Genomic DNA, 18,973 nt, shown 5'->3' on the forward strand with positions numbered 1-18,973 from the left:
GCCTTTGAGCGTAATTTCCGACCCTATTTGTGAGGTAATCTATGACTGAAGATCAAAAAGTAGAAAATGTCATTATCATCGGATCTGGTCCTGCGGGGCTGACTTCCGCTATCTATACATCCCGTGCGAATCTGAATCCCTTGATGATCGAGGGTGAAGAGGCTGGTGGTCAGTTGATGACCACGACGGAGGTTGAAAACTTCCCTGGCTTCGAGCATGGAATCACGGGTCCTGATTTGATCACAGTCATGAGAAAGCAGGCGGAAAGATTTGGCACGCGCTTTATCACCCGCAATGTGACGAAAGTGGATTTTTCCCAGCGTCCATTCAAGGTTTGGATCGGGGATAAGCTGCATCTGGCAAAATCCATTATCATCTCCACAGGGGCCAGCGCGAAGTATCTGGGGCTGCCTTCTGAAAAGACTTATGCCAACCGCGGGGTGTCCGCGTGTGCAACTTGTGACGGCGCTTTCTTCCGTAACCAGGAAATCGGTGTTGTGGGTGGTGGTGATACGGCTATGGAAGAAGCTCAGTTCCTGACTCGTTTTGCTTCTAAGGTTTATCTGATTCACAGACGCGATCATTTCCGTGCTTCTAAGATCATGGTGGACCGTGCATTGAAGAATCCAAAGATCGAGGTTCTGTACAACACAGAAGTGGTTGAAGTTCTGGGTGATGGCAAAAGCATGACCGGCGCAAAAATCAAAAGCACTGTTGACGGCGCTGTCAAAGAACTTCCAATCACAGGTCTATTCCTGGCCATTGGCCATAAGCCCAATACAGACCTTTTCAAGGGAATGTTGGATATGAATGAGACAGGCTATTTGATCACCCAGCCTAATACCACGTATACTAACATTCCAGGTGTCTTTGCGGCCGGAGACGTGCAAGATCATGTGTATCGCCAGGCGATCACAGCGGCGGGTACGGGCTGTATGGCTGCAATCGATGCAGAAAGATGGCTGGAAGCTCAAGAGTCTCACTAAGGAATGTATGAAGGATAAAAGAATCAACACCAAGGATCTGATCGAAAAGATCGAGAAAATGACCAAGGCGCGCATCGCTTCCCAGGAAGTGGTGCCTTTGGATCAGTTCCGTGAAGCGAAGAAAAAGCTCGACCCCAAAATCATTCTGGTTATCGAAGATGACGAGACAATGCGTTTGGCGATGAAAAGAATTCTGGAAAGCGAAGGCTATGTGACCAAGCTGGCTGCTGACGGAACGGAGCTTTCCACGGTGCTTGATGATCATCCGGTGGATTTGATTCTGATGGACGTGGGTCTTCCTTGGGTGAACGGCTTTGAGCTGGCGCAACTGCTGAAAGACCATCGCGACCTGAAAAAGATTCCTTTGGTGTTTGTCTCTGGAAAAGCTTCCGAAGAGGACATGAAGAAAGCTTTCGAGCTTGGAGCCGACGACTATATCAAGAAGCCCTTTGATGTCGAGAAGCTGAAAAAGACCGTGGAAACCCTTTTAAAGCTGAACCCTTAGATCCTCCAATTTTCAATCTCTCATATCCAAAAAGCCCTGCCGGAAACAGCAGGGCTTTTTTTATGGACCAAAGTTCTGTCTCAGTTTGGGATTTCACCGTGTCTCCATACTTTCCCAATGGTTCTTGCAGAAAATAGTGATCGAAGCTGCTTTTTAAAGTTAGAATAATAAGGACCCATGACACGTAAAAGCACGTATATCTTCATTGTTGTTGCCGCCGGCCTGATGGCGCTGGGCTTGTTCTTTAAGAAAGATCAGGAGCCAACTTTCGCAGAATCTGTGAAGGAAGCCATGGCTGTGGTGGAATCCTCAGATCCACAAAGCGAAGAGGAAATCGCCCTGAGCACAAAGCCGTTGGATAAAACCCAAGTGACAGATATCCCTTCCCATGGTGACAACACAGCAGCCGAAGCCCGCCGTTTGCGTTTACCTGAGGCTAAAGCCTCCCCTCAAAGAATTAGTCCCACGTCTCGCCGGTTGGCTCAGTCTTCCATGCTGTCAGAAACCGCGTGGAAGGTGTGGGAGGGAATGACGGCCTATCCGATGTCAGCCGGTCCACGGCAGGATGCGATGGCTGAAGTCAGCGGCTTTTATCTGGTCCCTCAAGAGGGCTTGCGGGTGGATGAAAGAAATTATTCCAATGCACAACCCATGGTTGTTTTCAATGAGCGTAAAAGTCTGGCCGGAGTGGTGACGGGAAGTATTGAGATCACCTTGCGTGAAGGAGTCGAGATTGAGCCTTTGCTGCGCGCTTTTGATCTGAAAGTTGTCAGTCAACTGCCCGAGATGCGCGTTTACTTTGTCACATCGGCGCAGCAACCTTATGACCTGTTTTCTTTGAAGGATCGCCTGGGCAGTGAGCCCGGAATCAGTGATGTACGTTTGGAAATTCTAAGCAGGCAGTATGAAAAGTTTTAAAGGAAAAGTAAAAATCTTTCTGCCATTGATGATGGTTGGTGCCGTCATCAGCCTGCTTTTCACCAACTGCTCAAAGCAGGGGTTCGATGCGGTTGTTGCCGATATTAAAGAGGGCGATGATCCTTTCCTGGGTTATGCCTGGCACATCAACAACACCGGGCAGTCTGTCTTTGCCTCTTCTGGGAGCGGGGTGGTCGGATTTGATCTGGATATGCTTCAGACTTGGACGTCGGGTCTTTCCGGTTCAGGTTTGAAGATTGTTGTGTCTGATGATGGCGTTCAGGACAGTCACGAAGATCTTAAAAGTAACTTTTTATATGGCGCCTCGATTGACTACCATCAGTCGACGCCGACGGGGGCAAATAATGCGGCACCTTATTCCTCTGATGACAACCATGGAACTGCCGTCGCGGGGCTGATCGCTGCTGTGGGTGGGAATGGTGTGGGGACGAAGGGTGTGGCTTACAAAGCCAAGCTCATTTCGTACAACCTTCTTTCCAAGAATGTATCCCAGACCAACGCGCGCATTGGTCAGCAGGTTTCCGGTGGTCATGACATTTACAACATGAGCTGGGGGAACACCCAGAACAATCTTCCTGAAGTGGTGGCTGTTTGGGGAAGCGGACTTCTTACCGGTGTTGTCAATGGGCGAGCGGGTAAGGGTTCCATCTATGTCAAATCAGCGGGCAACGATTTTATTGTGAAGTGCCACAACTCAGAAAGCGTCTACTGTATCGGCAATGCGAACTTTGATCCGGATAACAACATGCCGTACACGATCATGACGGGGGCTTTGAACTCTATGGGAGAAATTGCTTCTTATTCTTCCCCGGGGGCAAATCTTTGGATTTCCTCTTTTGGAGGAGAATTTGGCGATGACTATCCGGCGATGATCACAACGGATCGAAGCGGGTGCAGTGCCGGATATGCCCAGACCCTGATTTCCGGGAAGATTGAGTTCGAGCGTGGCAGCAACGGTAACAGCAACTGCAATTACACGACGACATTCAACGGTACTTCCGCAGCAGCGCCTGTTCTGGCCGGTGCCGTGGCCCTGATTTTGGAAGCCAACCCGGCTTTGACCTGGAGAGATGTAAAATACATTCTGGCCAAAACAGCGGTTCCAGTCAGTCCCAACATGTCGGCCATTGCCAGACATCCTTTTTACAGTTATCCCGGGGATTCCTCCAAGAACGTGCGTCTGCCGACGGGGGCTGTCTGGGAAAATGCCTGGGTGACGAATGCGGCGGGCTTTAAATTTCAAAACTGGTTTGGGTTCGGCCGCGTGAATGTGGATGCGGCGGTGGCGTTGGCACGAAGTTATAGTTCACCTTATACGGCGGCGCAGACGGCCACAGGATTTGTGACAAACTCCAGTCCTAACCCCAATGCAATCCCCGAATACAGTTCCACGGGATTGTCCAGTACGGTGTCGGTGTCCGACAATCTGCGCATCGAAGCGGTTCAGGTTCAGTTTACAATTGCTCATAACAATATCGCAGATCTGGGGGTTGAGTTGTTTTCCCCTTCGGGCACTAAAAGTATGATCATTAATATGCGCAATTCGCTGACGGGGATTTCCGGATACAATAATGAAATTTTCCTGAGCAATGCCTTCTTCCACGAAAGATCCAACGGAACCTGGACTTTGAAGGTTTATGATGGTGGCAGCAATGACATCACCGGCACGCTGACCAGTTGGGGCGTGAATATTATCGGTGCTCCGTAGGGGCGAATTCAGTTTCCAATAAACATTGATGAAATACAGCGAGTTTCCAGATTCCCCGGATAAAAGGATGTGGAACCTACGCGTGTGAATTCTTTGGTTGTGCTGTTAAAGGTGAATTTCTCAATGTTATACGGAATATTGCCGGTCGTGAAATTATTGGTGATAGCCCCGCCGGTGGCAACATAAAGACTTTTGGTCGATTTATCATAAGTCATGGCAGAGGCGCCATAGATAACACTGGGAACTTCATAGCCATTCACTTCATCGCTGATGGTGTTGGCCGTTTCATCGACGTCATATGAATATATCGAATTCAGCATGGAACCCGAGATTCCTGCATAACTGACCACAACGCGACCGGAATCCTGCATATAAACGGATGAAGTCGGGTATGCAGTTAAGACCGGTGCAGCCTGGCTGGCAAGGCACCCTGAGGTTCCATTCCATCCTGTTTGGCCATTGATAATTCCAATGCGATTGTTGGTGCTGGAAGCGTTCTGTGAATGCGTATAGATGATATTGTAGCCCAGCGTATTGGAGCTTGTTGGGTAGGTGGCCAGTGAGGTGATGTTTGTGATGGAGGCGCTGCAAGAGCCGCCCGGCGCCTGAACCCACGCATTGGTTCCTGTTCCACTTTCGCGGGCTTTGCCGGTGTCCAGCTTTTCGATGGCAGTGGATCGACTGATTAGCAACCCATCCAACGCTTTAAGAATATATCGGCCGGCTGATTGCAAGGCCCCTATGGGAGCCGTTGCGGAAGTGTTGTTATAGTAGGTCTGTCTTTCTCCAGAAAGAGCTTTTTTGATCAGCTCAATTCGGCGCTGGCCTGTATGTTCCAGCAGAACCAGTAAATGTTCTGAATCATAGTCAGCAATCCCCACGGGTGTTGTTCCCGGAGCATCAAAACCTGTTGTGAAATCAGCAATGCGCCCTTCATACTGAGCCGTTTCCAGGTTCACGCGAAAGATCACATTCGAAGCCGTGGTCGCAGAGTAAGTTGTGTTGCCGGTTCCCGAATAACAGAGCCCACTGGCTACGTACAAATAGCGGGGTTTGGCAGCTTCTTCGACCTCTGGTTGACAGGCGGTAAGCAGATTTGCCGCGACACCAATTGCAACAACGTATCTGAATTGACCCATAGGCTCTCCTTGCCGAGTTCTCAAAATAAGATATCGGTTATTGTTAAGAGTCCTTGATTGTTTCTGAGGAAAACTAGCCTAAAGGCATCGTTAAGATACTTTAATGCAATAAAGCCTCTGAATTGATTTGTTTTCATATAAGAAATGAACAAAAAGCTTCTGCAAGGAATGCGACGAAGGTCGAGAGAGCAACAGGTTTCTGGAGAGGGATTTTTATCCGGCGTTCTTACGAACCTGATCCTGATAGGCGACGTAAGCTTTCAGCAAAGCATCCAGACGCAACGTCATCGCCACGTCCTGCTCAATGAACATCAGACGGCGCGGGTCAGTCAGGTCACCCACAATCTTCGCTCTGAAAAGCAGTCGGGCTTTGGCGGGATCCGGTTCGAAAGGATTCACGATGATCAGATCAAATGGTTTGTTCAGGAAGTCTCTGGGGATTTCATCCTCCAGCATGGTTCCACTTAAAGAGATATCTTTGGAGTACGTTCTGAATGAGCGCACTTTGGAAACCAACACCACTTCGATTTTGAAGTTGTGACGGGGGTCGCGGCGACGGTCTGAGCCTTTTGGTTCCGCCTTCGCAGCGGCCACCGGGGTCACAGGTTCTTCAGCCTGAGCCGCTTTTTTCGGCTTGGGCATTTCGGATTTGTCTTTTTTGATCTTGTTTAAATCCAAATCATCACCGTTGAAATCTTTGGCGTGATAGCCGCCGACCTCGCGGTGCTTTAATGGCATATCGCCGACCACCACTTGAGTGTACTGACTGTCACCCTTGGTGGCAGGAGCATTTTTGGTGGCGGTCAAAGTGTGCTCTTCAACTGGCAAGCCCGGCATTTCACCTGGCTTGGGCGGCTGAACAATCACGAAGTAGGTCTGATCGGATTCGAGGAAGTCCTTGATGGAAAGCCAGCCTTCCCAGCCGGGAGTCCACAGGAAAAATTTGGTGTGATCTTGGACCGCGATGGAGAGAATCGTCACTTGCGCCTGAACCACAGACATAGGCTTCGTCTGCGTTTTGGTTTCGGCATCATAGATAATCCAGATTTTCCCCTGCGTCTTCATGAACTCCTCAGTGTGTACTAAGGAGTTATCGGAGAGAATGAGTTACTTCTTTACACTCGGATGCACGAAGCGACGTGATCTTTTGCCTTTGCTTCCAGAGCCGGGACGATAGTCTTGCAATCGTCGATCGCCATAGGGCAACGAGGGTGGAAATGACAGCCAGAAGGCGGGTTGATCGGGGACGGAACGTCGCCAGTCAAAATGATACGCTCTTCTTTTTTGCGTGGATCCGGTACCGGAATCGCAGACATCAGGGCTTTGGTATAGGGATGTTTCGGATTCTTATAAAGCTCTTCAGAATCCGCCATTTCAACCACTTTACCCAGATACATCACGGCAACACGAGTGGAAACGTGTTCAACCACTTTCAGATCGTGCGCGATAAAGATATAGGTCAGGCCCAACTTCTGTTGAAGCTCCATCAACAGGTTGATCACTTGTGCCTGAATGGAAACGTCCAAAGCGGAAACCGGCTCGTCACAGACGATCAGTTCCGGATTCACCGCCAAAGCGCGAGCGATACCCACGCGCTGACGTTGACCGCCGGAAAACTCGTGCGGATAACGATTCAGGTGTTCACGGCGCAAGCCCACCAGGTCGATCAGTTCATGAATACGATCCTGACGCTCTTTCGCAGTGGCGTAAAGATTATGAATAATCAGAGGCTCTTCAAGAATCGCCCCGATGGTCATGCGTGGATTCAAAGAAGCAAACGGATCCTGGAAGATGATCTGAATCTTACGGCGCATCTCGCGAAGTTCTTCGCCCTGGATGTGAGTGATGTCTTTGCCGTTATAGATGATCTTTCCAGAGGTGGTGTCGTGCAGGCGCATCAGGCAGCGACCCAAAGTGGACTTACCGCAACCGGATTCACCCACCAGACCCAATGTTTCGCCTTTGTTGATTTCAAAGGATACGCCCTGAACTGCTTTTACACTGGCCACTTCGCGGTTGAAGATACCACCGTGAATCGGGAAGCTTTTTACCAGGTTTTCAACTTTCAACAGAGGAGTGCTCATTATTTCGTGACCTCGTCAGACAAGGGGTGGAAACAAGCGACCTTATGGATGCCGCGAAGATTTTCAGTGGATGGATAAGACTGACGACAGTCATCTTGAGCATAAGGACAACGATCCGCAAAGCGGCAGCCCTTCGGAAGATTGTAAAGACTTGGAACCATGCCTTTGATGGTCTTCAGTTGCTCCAGCTTGTGTCCTGTTTCGAAGTGCGGAATGGAATCCAGCAAACCACGAGTGTACGGATGTTTCGGGCGATAGAAGATGTCTTCCACGGTTCCGAATTCAACCACGCGGCCCGCATACATCACGGCCACTTCGTTACACATTTCTGCCACAACACCCAGATCGTGAGTGATCAGGATCATGCCGGCATTGAAGTCTTTTTGCAGTTTGCGCATCAGATCCAGAATCTGAGCCTGAATGGTCACGTCCAACGCCGTTGTTGGTTCGTCAGCAATCAGCAGTTCCGGATTGCAGGAAATCGCCATGGCAATCATCACACGCTGTCTCATACCGCCAGAAAGTTGGTGCGGGAATTCATGGAAGCGTTTTTCAGGTGCTGGAATGCCCACGATGCGAAGCATGTCGATCGCGCGTTCACGAGCCTGAGTTTTGGTCAGGTTTTTTTGGTGCAAAAGGATGGCTTCTTCAATCTGATCGCCCACGGTGTAAACCGGGTTCAGGGAAGTCATCGGTTCCTGGAAGATCATCGCGATTTCGTTACCGCGAATTTGTCTCATGCGGTCGTCGGACAGCTCCAGAAGGTTTTGGCCCTTAAATAGGACCTTGCCGGATTCAATATTTCCAGGCTTCTGGACAAGACGCATAATAGAAAGAGAGGTTACGGACTTTCCGCACCCAGATTCCCCAACGATTCCAAGAGTTTGGCCTTTTTTGACGTTAAAGGAAACGTCATCTACCGCGAGAAAAGTGCCTTCGTCAGTTTTAAAGCGCGTCTTAAGATTTTGAACTTCTAAAAGAATGTCGTTCACCGGAGACAACCCCCCATTATCAAAAAGCTTTCACCTTATATAGTCCACGCCGCCCTGAGGCAAGCCCACAAAGGGTGCATGGTTATTTTTTACGGCAAAGATGCGTCAAGCCTCTTGGGTGATTTTAGCCAGTAACGCCGACAGATCCTGATAGTGATCCAGAACCGCCAAGGGCTCATATTTTTTAAGAATATGTGGGTCCGTATAGCCGAACCCGATGGCGATGGACCCCACGCCGGCTCGTTGGGCAGAAAGCATATCCGGTGTTCCGTCTCCGATCATCAGGGTGTCGGAGGGAAGGCGCCCAGCCAGCTTCATCATGGTGCGCAGAGGTAGAGGACTGGGCTTTCTCTCCTCCAGGGTGTCGGCTCCGAAGATGTTGACCCAGGGAAAGCGGTTCAGTCCCAGGTGATTGATGATGGCCTTGGCGGGCTCTTCGTTTTTATTGGTGATAATGGCGATCGGGCCTTGATACTGACTCAGGAAGTTTTCAACCCCAGGGTAAATGCGGGTTTTGTTCAGCATTTCCTCTTCATAGGTGCGCAGGAATTCCATCTCAAGACCAATCATGTCGCCGGGATCCAGATTGTCGTTCTTAAATAAATCGGCGATGAGTTTTTTAATCCCCTCGCCGATATGAGAAATAATAGTGGCATCACTTAAGATGGGTTTAGAGTGATTTGCCAGAGTGCGATTGACGGCCGTGATAATATCCGGAGCTGAGTCAATCAAAGTGCCATCAAGATCAAAGACAAGAAGAGGATTCATAACCCTCTATCTTGCCGACTTTATGTTTATTCGACAATCTCAAAGTCCACACGACGGTCGCGGGCTCTTTGTGAGGCGGTGCCCAGAGTGTCTCGAGCCACAGCCCCTTTGCCGATGGTTTCCAGTTTTGAGTCCGGCACACCTTTGGAGATCAGATACTCGCGCACGCGTTCGGCACGTTCTTCAGAAAGTCTTTGATTGCGAGCCGTATCACCCTGTGGATCAGCCAGACCGGCAATGCGGATTTTTTCGTACGAACCTGAAGTCTTTTTCATTTCTGAAGCGATCTCGTTCAGGGCCCGGCGGCTGGAGGCGGTCAGCTCGGAGCTGCCGACGTGAAATCGGATGTTCTGGGAAAGAGTTGAGAACTTGGTGCTTTTGCTGAGATCTCCGGCTGCACCGGATAAAGCGGACTGGGGACCGCGATCAGAGGAGCGTTGGGAGCTGACCATGTTCTCGTTGTCTTTTTTGGATTTATTGGCACAAGCCCCCAGAGCCAGTAGCAGAGCCAGGGATGTTACAACTTTCACAGTCGTGGATTGAAAACGCATGAAAAACCTCCGTCAATGGGTAAAGTGTGTATCCAGAAAAGGCTATGCGCTGTCAGGTAAGACGGGCAAATTAACTTCCTGTTAACTTCACCGCAGGAATATGCGAGGATAAGATATGCGTGAATCCGTGCTAACCAACAAAGAAGAATACATGCTGTCTCTTCTCGCTGAAGAGTCAGAGCCTAAAAAACTGTCCCGCCAGTTCGCTGATGAACTGAACTTGGGCCGCATCAGTATCAACCCTGCTGAAGCACAGTTGATCGGCACGTTGATCCGTCTGCATGGTTGTCGCAAATTTGTTGAGATCGGAACCCTGACGGGGTTGTCAGCACAATATATTTTTGAAGCTTTGCCTGAAGGTGGCACTTTGTGGACCCTGGAAAAGGAACCACGTCACGGCGACTATGCCGCGCAGGCCTTTGCGAAATTGGACCAAAGCAAAAAGAAAATTCACCTGGTGATGGGTGATGCCCGCGCGGAGCTGGAAAAACTTTCCAGTGAAGGCCCGTTTGATGGCGTTTTTATCGACGGCAACAAAGCGGCGTACATTGACTATCTGACCTGGGCGGAAAAAAATCTGCGTTCTGGAGGATTGATTCTGGCGGACAATATCTTTTTGTCCGGTGGTGTGTGGGGAGAACCCACGCAAAGATTCTCTGACAAACAAATCAATATCATGAAGGACTTCAACAAGCGATTGTCTGATTCCGCACTTTTTGATTCGGCAATTGTGCCGACGTATGAAGGCCTTTTTGTAGCCATTAAAAAGTAAAAAAGGTTCCCGGCTCTTTTGGGGTCCTCTCTGCGTAAGATGCATTGTGGACCTCAAAAATAAACGGGAACCTTTGTATATTAAAGAGCCAAAGCCTTTTGCAGAGCTTTTTCGTCTTTTACGCCTGTGAACAGAAGTTCCACTTTGCGGTCCTGAGCCAGAATTTCCTTGGACTGACTGGAGCCTTTACCCAAAGCCACGATAGTCTCTTTATTCAGACCACCTTTGATCAGTTGAGCTTTGACTTGTTCCGCTCTTTTTTCTGAAAGTGACTGGTTTAGCGCTTCCGGTCCGGAGATGTCTGCATATCCGTGAACCTCCACTTTGCTGAAAAGATTTTTGTTCTGTTTCAGCAGGCTTGCCAGTTTTTTCAATTGAGCTTGGTTCTTTGCATCAATGGTGTAGCTTGCCTCTGGGAAGAAGATGCTGTTGCCATTTTCGAATGAAGCATAGTTGATGTAATCCAAAGCAGAAGTTGGTTTCACTTCGATAGCTTTGGCTACAGGTGCGGTTTGCGCCTTCGGAGCAGCAGCAGTAGCTTTCACAGTTGTCGCCTGAGCATGCGGATTCCAGCCCAACTGAAGGTCGATCATGTACATGTTAACCATCTCGCCTGTGTTGTTGGTTTCAGTCATGGCGCGACCACCGACACGAGCCAGCCAGCCTTTTGCGATAGAGAACTCTTTCAAAGCCTGAAGACCGACAAACTGTGCGTCACCTTGAGAGGCCGCATAGGAGGAGCCCATTTCGAAAAGATGATTTGCAACCAGACCAGCCTGCCATTTATTTGCGAAGCGATATCGAGCAGCCAATTCAAGACTGGAACCGGTGACTGCTGTGTCTTTGGCAGCAGATTGAGAGAACTGCTGATTGGAAATGCCAAACCCGGCGTCAAACACATAAGGTTGAGCCATGTAGTAAGAGCCAAGGACTTTCAAAGAAACTGGAGTTCCTTCAACAGGAATATTGTCATTGTTGCCAGTGTAACCACCACCGAAACCAATGAATGGCAAAAGGCCTTGGGGCGCCATTTCAACAGCTTCTTTGGAAAATTCCAGGCTATTTGAGTTGATGTTTTGGTCAGCATAGCTGTTCAGAGAAAGTGTCAGCAAGCTTGCCAGCACGATAGTGGACTTCATATAAAAAACCCCTTTATTTGGAGGTTCGTTTATCTGCGCGACCGGGGGACCTGTCAATGAGTGCAACAAAGGGCTATAAATGAAATGGTTGCAAATTCAAAGGGAACAGTCTTTTTGATGCTGAATCATTCTGAGACAAGCCTCTGGCCCTGCATTTGCTTTTCCTCTCCTTGAAGTGATGAGCCCCGCTGGGGCCGCTTTCACACATGGAAGTGACATTTTTTTGTCTTCATGTGAATAGAGAAGGAGCAGTTATGAAAAAACTCAGTCTTGTTTTTGCTGTGAGCTTGGGGTTGGCCGCTTGTGCCCAGAGCGATTCCGAATATGCCAGGAAGTACAAAAACAAAGAAGGCTTTAAAGCCAAAGCTGAGCAGACTGCTCCTGCAGGAAAGACGGTCAGCATGTGCGATAAGCCCGCGGCGGTTATCTGCGAGAGTTTGACCAATATCGGAACTAAAGCGCAGGCCGAACTGGCCAAAAATGCTTTGAACGCCTTAAAGAAAGCCCACGGCTTGAGCGAAAACTTCGACGGAATGCCGGCAAGCTTCGCGGCGTTGGATGAAGAAAAGAAAAACCTGAATCTGGATTCAGAGCTTCTGAAACGGGCGGATGAAGAATATCAGGTCTTTTATAAGTACGATGCCGATGTGACAGAGGCCGCGGAAATCGCGCGCACAGCTTTGATCGGAGTTGTTGAGAAAGAGCAGGGAGTCTCGGAGGAAGACAAACGTCTTCTGTTTAGCATCATCAACACGTCACTGGTGTTTTCTGTCACTGAAACTTTGACCAATCATTTTACCTTTAAAGATCAGGTTGTCGCCAAGCTGAAGGAAACCTGCGGTTTGGACGGCGGAAGAAATGCGTCTATGTCGATTGTTCCCGGGGGTGGCCCCAATGGAGTGATTGCGATTTGTCCGGGCCGTTTGATGAGAAATGCCGGGATGGAAAAGGAAGACCGTATTCTGAGCCTGGTCTTTGATTTGACCCGTGAAATGGCCGTGCAAATGAAACTGCGCGGAGCCAAGCCAGATGATAAAGCAGTGGCTTGTTTGTCTGGAGGCTCTTTAAGTCAGGACGCAGATAGCTCTTTGCAAGTGGATCAGGTTCAGGCGGATCTGTGGGGCTATAAAGTGCTTAATGCACTTTTGAAAAACGAAGAAGACATCGAGGTAAAAAAAGCCAAGGTGAAAAAAGCCTTCCGCAGCCTGTGCCTGGATGGCAAGGCCGAAGAGGAGCGCATCCAGAACTTCTTTAAGCTGGATGAATCCGGCATCAATTTGTCCTGCTCAAGCGGCCCTCGCTGCTAACAAGCTGTAAAATCAGCTTTTAGCGGCGCTGCTGCGTCGTCGACGTGCTGGTCGTTACAGCTTGTTAGAGGTGTAGGCTTCGACTTTCATTTCTATGGAGTAGTCTTTAGAGGCCTCTTTCAAGGGGGCCAGCATCCAGTTCCAGTCTTTTATTTTTGTGAAGCCCTCAAAGTGCACCGGGTAAGATCCGGTGTAGGTGATCTTGCCCTCCGGGTCGCGATAGGTGACGGCGCGATCGCTGTAAACCAGCTTTTTCCCCTGGCAGGCACGCAGATTCTTAAGGTGAATTTCGCCATAGGCAGTGCAGATCTCGTCTTTTTCAGCCAGGGTCAGATTTGTCTTGGTGAATTTTTCCAGGGCTTCCATCGGAAGTAAAGCCAGTTGCGAAAGCAGGTTCCCGGACACAATCAGATCGGCTTCAAAATGGAAAAGTTCTTTTTGTGAAAGATTCTGAATCAGGTCTTTCAGATCCTGCAGGGATTTGAGTTTTTCCAGTTCGGCCAAGGAACCGCCCAGATCCATGGTGACAAGCTTCAGACGCGGATTTCTTTTCGCAGCCCAATGATGTTTCAGCGGATGCACGACATCCACCAGAGTGACAGATTCAAAATTGTTCATCAGCAGGTGCAAAGGGATTTCATGCAGGTGGGCACTGCCCAGCACCACCACGGATTTCTTCTGTGGCAGATCCTGAAGACTTTGCAGAAAGATGTCCTGACAGTTCTTCAAATGCGGCAGCCAGACTTTTTCACAGCGTTCATAGCGGTGTTTCAAAGAAATCGAGTGGTACAAGAACCCGTATTTCTTGGCAAGAGGAGTGGCAGGAGTGAAAATCATTTCAATGGCTTCGCGGATCATGCCGGCACCATAACACCCGGGGATCGGACTTGAAAAGCACTTTCAGGGCTCTATCCCAGCGGCAGAATGCGTTCGGCGCGGATATTGGTGATGGCGCCCACTTTTTCAACCTGACCGTGGATTTCAAGCAGCGAGCGGGTGTAAATGGTGGTGCGGTCCTTCTGATAAATCTCAGGATGAATAACGATGTTCATAAAGCCGAACTCGTCCTCCAGTGTGATGAAACACATGCCCTTGGCAGTCGGTGGGCGCTGGGTGATGGCGACCAGACCGGCGACCCGAACTTTGTTTTTTGTTTTCATGTGTTTCAGATCCTCAGAGTGGAAATAAGGCACAAAGCGTTTTTCCCGCAAGACCTTGCTTTTGTTTTGCAGATAAGTTCTGAGCACGGACATCGGATGTGAATTGACGGAGTATCCCTTGCTGTCATATTCGCGGCGCAAGCGATCCCAGTTGGATTCAAACGGCAGATGTTCGGGTTCGTCTTCGTCATCACCCAGTTCGAACTGCTCTTTGGGGTGTCCCCATAAAAAACTCTGCTGATCCAGGCTCAGGGATTCCAGAGTCCAGATCAGCTCTCGCACATTGCTGTTAAAGCATTCAAAGGCTCCGGCGGCGGCAAGTTTCAAAAGCACACTGCGTGGAAGTTGAGTGCGGCGGATAAAGTCCGCCAGATCTACGTAAGGACCTTCATTTTTTCGACTGTCTTCAATCCGACGAAGCAGGGTTTCAGGAATTCCATAGATGGATCTTAAGCCCACGCGCAGGACATCGCTGCTTTCGCCTTTTTCGATAGTGTAGTCATAATCTGAACGCTGCACATCCAGCGGCGCCACGACCACGCCATTGCGCTGGGCCTCGGCGATGATCGTGCGGGGAGCATAAAAGCCCATGGGCTGACTGTTTAAAAGCCCGCAAGCAAACACATCTGGGTAGTGGCACTTCAGATAACAACTGGCGTAGGTTAAAAGGGCAAAACTGGCCGAATGACTTTCGGGGAAGCCATAGTTGGCAAAGCCTTCGATGGTTTTATAGATTTGATCGGCGTATTCAGAAGAAATCCCATGACGGGCAAACCCTTCGCGCAGGCGTTGTTCAATGCCTCCCATGGTGGCTTTACGTTTCCAGGCCGAGGACATCACCCGGCGCAGTTCATCGGCTTCACCCGGGGTGAAGTCGGCGACAGCCACCACCATCTTCATCACTTGCTCTTGAAAGATGGGAATACCCATCGTTTTTTCCAAGATGGGTTTCAGTGCGGGATGTGCGTACTTGATTTCTTTGGGGCGATTCTGGCGCAGTTTTAAAAACGGATGCACCATGCCCCCTTGCAAAGGACCCGGGCGGATCAGGGCGATTTCAATCACCAGATCATAAAAGCTTCGCGGCTGCATGCGGGGAAGCGTGTTCATCTGTGCGCGGGATTCGATCTGAAAAACACCGACAGTGTCGGCCCGGCAGATCATATCGTAAGTGGGTTTGTCATCGGCGGGAAGAGTGGCCAGACTGTAGTTTTTCCCTTTTACATCGCGCAAAAGATCAAAGCACTTGCGCAGGCAGGTCAGCATTCCCAGACTTAAAACATCGATTTTCATCAGACGCAGAAAATCCACATCGTCTTTGTTCCACTGAATGACATAGCGGCCATCCATGGTGGCTTTTTCCACCGGCACCATTTCGGTGATGGGATCCTGGGTGATCAGAAAACCGCCGGTATGAATGCCCAGATGGCGGGGGAAGCCATGCAGTTGCTGAGCCAAGGTCATAAACATCTTCCATTCGCCCGGCTCCATGCCGAAATCCGCCGCTACGGCGGGATCCAGCAGACGTCTCATGCCATCACGGCCCATGAATTTGATCATGGCATTGATCTTGGGCAGAGGCATGCCAAACACCTTGGCGGTTTCACGAATCGCCATGCGCGAGCGATAGCGAATCACCGTGCACACCATGGCGGCGTGACGTTCATTGTATTTTTCGTAGATATGCTGAATCACTTCTTCGCGACGACTGTGTTCAAAGTCGATATCAATGTCCGGAGGTTCGCGCCGTTCGCGTGAAAGGAATCGTTCAAACAGCAGATCCATTTTTACAGGATCAATCGCAGTCAGCCCCAGACAAAAGCACACCACTGAGTTGGCGGCAGAGCCGCGGCCCTGATAAAGAATCCCTTTTTTCGAGGCAAAATCGCAGATCTCTTTTAGGGTCAGAAAATAATCCTCGTACTGTAGATCTTTGATCAAAGCCAGTTCGTATTCGATCTGCTTTAAGGCCTTTTCAGGAATGCCTTCGGGATAGCGCCATTGCGCCCCCTTCAGGGTCAGATGGCGCATGTGTTCTGTGGGCGTCATCCCCAAAGGCAAGCTGGATGCGGGATAGCGGTAACGGATCTCGTTTAAAGAAAACGTCACACGTGCCGAGATCTCCACAGTCTTCTCCACAAGATCCAACCGGTCCTGCCACAGCCAGGAAATATCCTCGAGGCTTTTTAAGCATCGTTCAGAGTTTTGAATCAGTTTGTTTTTGGCCTCTGCCAGTGTGGTGTGATGAAGGGTGCAGGTCAGAACATCAAACAAGGGCTTGCGTTCCGGGCTGTGCATAAACGGGCGCTGACTGACAAACAAACGAGCCTGATATTTTTCTTCCAGCGCAAATCCCTGCCGACAAAACTCCTGAGATTCCCAGGTCAGATCCCGCCATAGAGGTAGATACAGACGGTTGTCGAAAATCTTCTCCAGACGCTCATAGCGTTCCTCAGTCCAGGGCGGGATGGCCAGACACAAAAGCCCTTGATTGTATTTTTCAATCTGCTCCAGGCTGAGCTTGGAAAATCCTTTGGCTGCCTGACGTTTTCCCAACGTCAGGATTTCACACAAATGCGAATAACCCTGCTTGTTCATCGGGATTAACACCACGGAGCTTTCATCCGTCAAAGTGAGTTCAGAGCCGATCAAATAACGAAAGTTTTCTTTTACCTGGGGCGAAGCGGTGAACAAAGACGGCGACTGGATGGTCTGAAAACCACGGACCACACCGTACAATCCATTCAGATCACACAGTGCCATCCCGTCATAGCCAAACTCCACGGCCTGAGACACCATTTCTTCAGGACTGGAAGCCCCTTGCAGAAATGAAAAATTACTGCGTCCCAGAAGTTCGACGAATCCTTTGGCGCGCGGCCGGGGTTGGGCCGGCAGGCGGGAGTTCTGAGAGGTGATCAAAGATTTATTAGTCAAAGTACCCATGCAAGTAGACCTGTGAATTTATGCGATCTTTGAAAACCCACAGAAGCTGACCTTGGTGCGAGAGCGCAAAGTAATAATCTCGGTTTTTTAAATCCTGAACTGAAATCTGCCACCACGCCGATTCGATTCTTTCGCTGGGTAAAGAAGACACAAAACGAAGCTTTTGCACTTCTGCCGCAGACAAAGCCTGCGGCTTTTCCAATAAAAGCGATGGACGGGGGCTTTCAGCCAGGGCTTTGGCGTAAACGGATTTGATTTGTAAGGCCTCATCCTGTCTTTCCACCAGATCGCGCGGACTGAAGTCTTCCGGCCAGTCGGTGACCAGGCGGAAACTTTGCTCCGGAAAATGACTGGCCTCCATTTGCAGAAAACCCATTTCACACTGGGCCTGTTTGGCAAAGCTGATCAGACGACGCCAGCGATCCTCGGTGTTGTCGCGGGGCTCGAAGAAATCCAGCTGCTGAATTTTTTCCGGCACGTCGAACAGGGAGATTTCAAATTCCCGAATGGGATTTTCCAGGACCTGTTGTTCTAATTTTTTGAACAGCAGATCCTCGAAAAGATTCTGATCCCGCGTGGGACTGACCGGCTCAATCGACAGATTGTAGCGTTTGTCAGAATATTCACAGTGCAGAACCACATCCAGGCGCTGGGCATGGCGGGCCAATCCCAGCAAGCGCGCAAATAAAACATCCAAGTGCACTTTCAGGCGCGCCATCAGCAAGGGCGCAGAGCCTATGGGATCATCCAGGTAGCCATAGCCCACAAGAGGGTCGCGAGGCACAAGAGGTGAAATGACTTGAGAGTCCTGAGAATGCAGACGATTCCAAAGTAAAACACCAAAATCCCCCCAGCGTTCGCGCAGTGAATTCAGACGGAAATTTAAAACATCTTCCAGACCATGCACACCCAGGGTGTGGAAAAAGGCGATCATGTGCTCCACCGGCTTTTTCTGCGCCCAGGGGGACAAGCCTTCCAGGTCTTTCAGGGCATCCAAGCCAAGGCCTTTGAAGCTTTCCTGTTCCTTCCCGCGCAAGGTGATGTGCGAAGGCCGCCACTTGGCCAGCATCTGGGCTGCCGGAGCCGTGTCTGCAATAGCGGCCGAGGCGTCAGGGGAAAATTTCCCGGCAATCTCCAGCGCTTTCTCCAGGCAGCCGCGCTCGCCTCCCAGAAGGTGCTGGGTTGAGGCGATATCCACGAAGATAAAATGCGGGAAGCGGAATTGAACCCGGGGGCTTAGCAGTAAAAACGCCTCAGCTGAGGAGCTTTCTTGCGGTGTTTTTAAATTGATGCATAAAGTTCGCATGGATCATACTCCCAGCCAGATTAAACGGTGTTGGACGGTGAAGGGCGCGCTGAATGGTGATAAAGTCGCGCTGAAAGTGAATCATCAGGCTAAAAAGAGGATTCACAAACTTGCTGACTTTCTGATTTACAAAAACCAGAGCCACTTTGTGCAGGCGGCACAGACGTTTGAGTTTCTGCAACTGATGATTCTTTAAAAACATTTCTTTCAGGTTGCAGCCGATGACTTCAAACAGGGAACTGGTGATCAGCTCTTGCAGCAGCCAGAATAACTGTTCCTGATCTTTGGGCTCTTTCACCACCAGAAGTTTTTTCAGATTGATTTGATAGTTGTTCAGATGCGCAGGGAACAATTGCGTGTCGCCGTTCACCCAAGCCGCCCACTTATTTTGAGAATGCACCCCTTGCACAAGGCGGATCCACAAAGACGTGGCGCCAGTGCCGGGAGCCCCTTGCAACAGACTCAGATCCCCTTGCGGGAACCCTTTCCACAGCAGAAAATCATCCAGCAGGCGGACTCCGGTGGGAAGTCCCGCCGGTGGCTGCAAGTGCTCGGCAGAGACAAAAGGAATGTTGGCTAATTCGGGAAGGGCCAGGGTGCTCATATGCTCTCCATTTACATATAAATTACTATGTAAATTATATGTAAGTAAAGGGCGTATTTCAAATATGGAC

Annotated in this window: 17 protein-coding genes; 6 read left to right on the top strand and 11 right to left on the bottom strand. The window is 49.9% G+C overall.

Annotated features, from left to right (window positions below; genetic code table 11):
• The first annotated feature begins 41 nt into the window (after window positions 1-41).
• The 4 genes from trxB to ACZ5ZV_RS02420 all read left to right on the top strand — a co-directional run bounded on the left by trxB (window position 42) and on the right by ACZ5ZV_RS02420 (window position 4,138).
• Window positions 42-986 (top strand): thioredoxin-disulfide reductase, encoded by a 945-nt coding sequence (trxB, locus tag ACZ5ZV_RS02405; protein WP_464119850.1) that lies wholly within the window; start codon window positions 42-44, stop codon window positions 984-986.
• A 7-nt stretch (window positions 987-993) separates the two neighbouring features.
• The gene (locus ACZ5ZV_RS02410; RefSeq protein ID WP_262554540.1) at window positions 994-1,491 is read left to right on the top strand and encodes a response regulator; all 498 of its coding nucleotides are present in this window, start codon (window positions 994-996) and stop codon (window positions 1,489-1,491) included.
• A gap of 177 nt (window positions 1,492-1,668) precedes the next feature.
• Window positions 1,669-2,409 (top strand): hypothetical protein, encoded by a 741-nt coding sequence (locus ACZ5ZV_RS02415; protein ID WP_464119851.1) that lies wholly within the window; start codon window positions 1,669-1,671, stop codon window positions 2,407-2,409.
• Entirely contained in the window at window positions 2,396-4,138 is a 1,743-nt protein-coding gene (locus ACZ5ZV_RS02420) for a S8 family peptidase (protein ID WP_464119852.1), read from the top strand. Before ACZ5ZV_RS02415 ends, ACZ5ZV_RS02420 begins: the two co-directional genes overlap by 14 nt.
• An 8-nt stretch (window positions 4,139-4,146) precedes the next feature.
• On the opposite strand, the gene ACZ5ZV_RS02425 is transcribed toward ACZ5ZV_RS02420, so the two are convergent.
• The 6 genes from ACZ5ZV_RS02425 to ACZ5ZV_RS02450 all read right to left on the bottom strand — a co-directional run bounded on the left by ACZ5ZV_RS02425 (window position 4,147) and on the right by ACZ5ZV_RS02450 (window position 9,672).
• Entirely contained in the window at window positions 4,147-5,277 is a 1,131-nt protein-coding gene (locus ACZ5ZV_RS02425; RefSeq protein WP_464119853.1) for a hypothetical protein, read from the bottom strand.
• Between the two features lie 213 nt (window positions 5,278-5,490).
• The gene (locus tag ACZ5ZV_RS02430) at window positions 5,491-6,342 is read right to left on the bottom strand and encodes a PilZ domain-containing protein (protein ID WP_464119854.1); all 852 of its coding nucleotides are present in this window, start codon (window positions 6,340-6,342) and stop codon (window positions 5,491-5,493) included.
• A gap of 50 nt (window positions 6,343-6,392) precedes the next feature.
• A complete protein-coding gene (locus ACZ5ZV_RS02435; RefSeq protein ID WP_464119855.1) occupies window positions 6,393-7,361 on the bottom strand; it encodes an ABC transporter ATP-binding protein in 969 nt (322 codons plus the stop codon).
• Complete coding sequence (locus ACZ5ZV_RS02440; RefSeq protein ID WP_464119856.1) at window positions 7,361-8,353, bottom strand: ABC transporter ATP-binding protein; 993 nt, start codon at window positions 8,351-8,353, stop codon at window positions 7,361-7,363. The genes ACZ5ZV_RS02435 and ACZ5ZV_RS02440 overlap by 1 nt, the downstream gene beginning before the upstream one ends.
• Window positions 8,354-8,458: 105 nt before the next feature.
• A complete protein-coding gene (locus tag ACZ5ZV_RS02445; RefSeq protein WP_464119857.1) occupies window positions 8,459-9,121 on the bottom strand; it encodes an HAD family hydrolase in 663 nt (220 codons plus the stop codon).
• Window positions 9,122-9,147: 26 nt separating this feature from the next.
• The gene (locus tag ACZ5ZV_RS02450; RefSeq protein ID WP_464119858.1) at window positions 9,148-9,672 is read right to left on the bottom strand and encodes an OmpA family protein; all 525 of its coding nucleotides are present in this window, start codon (window positions 9,670-9,672) and stop codon (window positions 9,148-9,150) included.
• Window positions 9,673-9,787: 115 nt separating this feature from the next.
• Here ACZ5ZV_RS02450 and ACZ5ZV_RS02455 point away from each other — a divergent pair, with 115 nt between their 5' ends.
• A complete protein-coding gene (locus ACZ5ZV_RS02455) occupies window positions 9,788-10,444 on the top strand; it encodes an O-methyltransferase (RefSeq protein ID WP_464119859.1) in 657 nt (218 codons plus the stop codon).
• Window positions 10,445-10,524: 80 nt separating this feature from the next.
• Here the strand turns inward: ACZ5ZV_RS02455 and ACZ5ZV_RS02460 are convergent, their stop codons facing one another.
• Complete coding sequence (locus ACZ5ZV_RS02460) at window positions 10,525-11,583, bottom strand: OmpA family protein (RefSeq protein ID WP_464119860.1); 1,059 nt, start codon at window positions 11,581-11,583, stop codon at window positions 10,525-10,527.
• A 254-nt stretch (window positions 11,584-11,837) separates the two neighbouring features.
• Between ACZ5ZV_RS02460 and ACZ5ZV_RS02465 the strand changes: the two genes are divergently transcribed.
• The gene (locus ACZ5ZV_RS02465; RefSeq protein WP_464119861.1) at window positions 11,838-12,890 is read left to right on the top strand and encodes a hypothetical protein; all 1,053 of its coding nucleotides are present in this window, start codon (window positions 11,838-11,840) and stop codon (window positions 12,888-12,890) included.
• A gap of 54 nt (window positions 12,891-12,944) precedes the next feature.
• Here ACZ5ZV_RS02465 and ACZ5ZV_RS02470 read toward each other — a convergent pair whose 3' ends face one another.
• From ACZ5ZV_RS02470 to ACZ5ZV_RS02485, 4 genes are read right to left on the bottom strand one after another with little or no spacing between them, the layout of a single operon-like run.
• Window positions 12,945-13,748, bottom strand: a complete 804-nt coding sequence (locus tag ACZ5ZV_RS02470) for a hypothetical protein (RefSeq protein WP_464119862.1) — start codon at window positions 13,746-13,748, stop codon at window positions 12,945-12,947.
• A 50-nt stretch (window positions 13,749-13,798) separates the two neighbouring features.
• Complete coding sequence (locus tag ACZ5ZV_RS02475; RefSeq protein WP_464119863.1) at window positions 13,799-16,993, bottom strand: DNA polymerase III subunit alpha; 3,195 nt, start codon at window positions 16,991-16,993, stop codon at window positions 13,799-13,801.
• Entirely contained in the window at window positions 16,977-18,299 is a 1,323-nt protein-coding gene (locus tag ACZ5ZV_RS02480) for a hypothetical protein (RefSeq protein WP_464119864.1), read from the bottom strand. Before ACZ5ZV_RS02480 ends, ACZ5ZV_RS02475 begins: the two co-directional genes overlap by 17 nt.
• Window positions 18,247-18,903: a recA protein gene (locus ACZ5ZV_RS02485; RefSeq protein ID WP_464119865.1), complete on the bottom strand. Its 657-nt coding sequence runs from the start codon at window positions 18,901-18,903 to the stop codon at window positions 18,247-18,249. The genes ACZ5ZV_RS02480 and ACZ5ZV_RS02485 overlap by 53 nt, the downstream gene beginning before the upstream one ends.
• Between the last annotated feature and the right edge of the window lie 70 nt (window positions 18,904-18,973).

It is taken from the genome of Bdellovibrio sp. HAGR004 (assembly GCF_055397015.1).

What these genes read in the sequence shown, in the direction of transcription:
- ACZ5ZV_RS02450 (WP_464119858.1), bottom strand. Translation starts at nt 9,672, where the DNA reads ATGCGTTTTCAATCCACGACTGTGAAAGTTGTAACATCCCTGGCTCTG.
- ACZ5ZV_RS02445 (WP_464119857.1), bottom strand. Translation starts at nt 9,121, where the DNA reads ATGAATCCTCTTCTTGTCTTTGATCTTGATGGCACTTTGATTGACTCA.
- ACZ5ZV_RS02460 (WP_464119860.1), bottom strand. Translation starts at nt 11,583, where the DNA reads ATGAAGTCCACTATCGTGCTGGCAAGCTTGCTGACACTTTCTCTGAAC.
- ACZ5ZV_RS02420 (WP_464119852.1), top strand. Translation starts at nt 2,396, where the DNA reads ATGAAAAGTTTTAAAGGAAAAGTAAAAATCTTTCTGCCATTGATGATG.
- trxB (WP_464119850.1), top strand. Translation starts at nt 42, where the DNA reads ATGACTGAAGATCAAAAAGTAGAAAATGTCATTATCATCGGATCTGGT.
- ACZ5ZV_RS02430 (WP_464119854.1), bottom strand. Translation starts at nt 6,342, where the DNA reads ATGAAGACGCAGGGGAAAATCTGGATTATCTATGATGCCGAAACCAAA.
- ACZ5ZV_RS02435 (WP_464119855.1), bottom strand. Translation starts at nt 7,361, where the DNA reads ATGAGCACTCCTCTGTTGAAAGTTGAAAACCTGGTAAAAAGCTTCCCG.
- ACZ5ZV_RS02480 (WP_464119864.1), bottom strand. Translation starts at nt 18,299, where the DNA reads ATGCGAACTTTATGCATCAATTTAAAAACACCGCAAGAAAGCTCCTCA.
- ACZ5ZV_RS02485 (WP_464119865.1), bottom strand. Translation starts at nt 18,903, where the DNA reads ATGAGCACCCTGGCCCTTCCCGAATTAGCCAACATTCCTTTTGTCTCT.
- ACZ5ZV_RS02475 (WP_464119863.1), bottom strand. Translation starts at nt 16,993, where the DNA reads ATGGGTACTTTGACTAATAAATCTTTGATCACCTCTCAGAACTCCCGC.
- ACZ5ZV_RS02465 (WP_464119861.1), top strand. Translation starts at nt 11,838, where the DNA reads ATGAAAAAACTCAGTCTTGTTTTTGCTGTGAGCTTGGGGTTGGCCGCT.
- ACZ5ZV_RS02425 (WP_464119853.1), bottom strand. Translation starts at nt 5,277, where the DNA reads ATGGGTCAATTCAGATACGTTGTTGCAATTGGTGTCGCGGCAAATCTG.
- ACZ5ZV_RS02470 (WP_464119862.1), bottom strand. Translation starts at nt 13,748, where the DNA reads ATGATCCGCGAAGCCATTGAAATGATTTTCACTCCTGCCACTCCTCTT.
- ACZ5ZV_RS02455 (WP_464119859.1), top strand. Translation starts at nt 9,788, where the DNA reads ATGCGTGAATCCGTGCTAACCAACAAAGAAGAATACATGCTGTCTCTT.
- ACZ5ZV_RS02415 (WP_464119851.1), top strand. Translation starts at nt 1,669, where the DNA reads ATGACACGTAAAAGCACGTATATCTTCATTGTTGTTGCCGCCGGCCTG.
- ACZ5ZV_RS02410 (WP_262554540.1), top strand. Translation starts at nt 994, where the DNA reads ATGAAGGATAAAAGAATCAACACCAAGGATCTGATCGAAAAGATCGAG.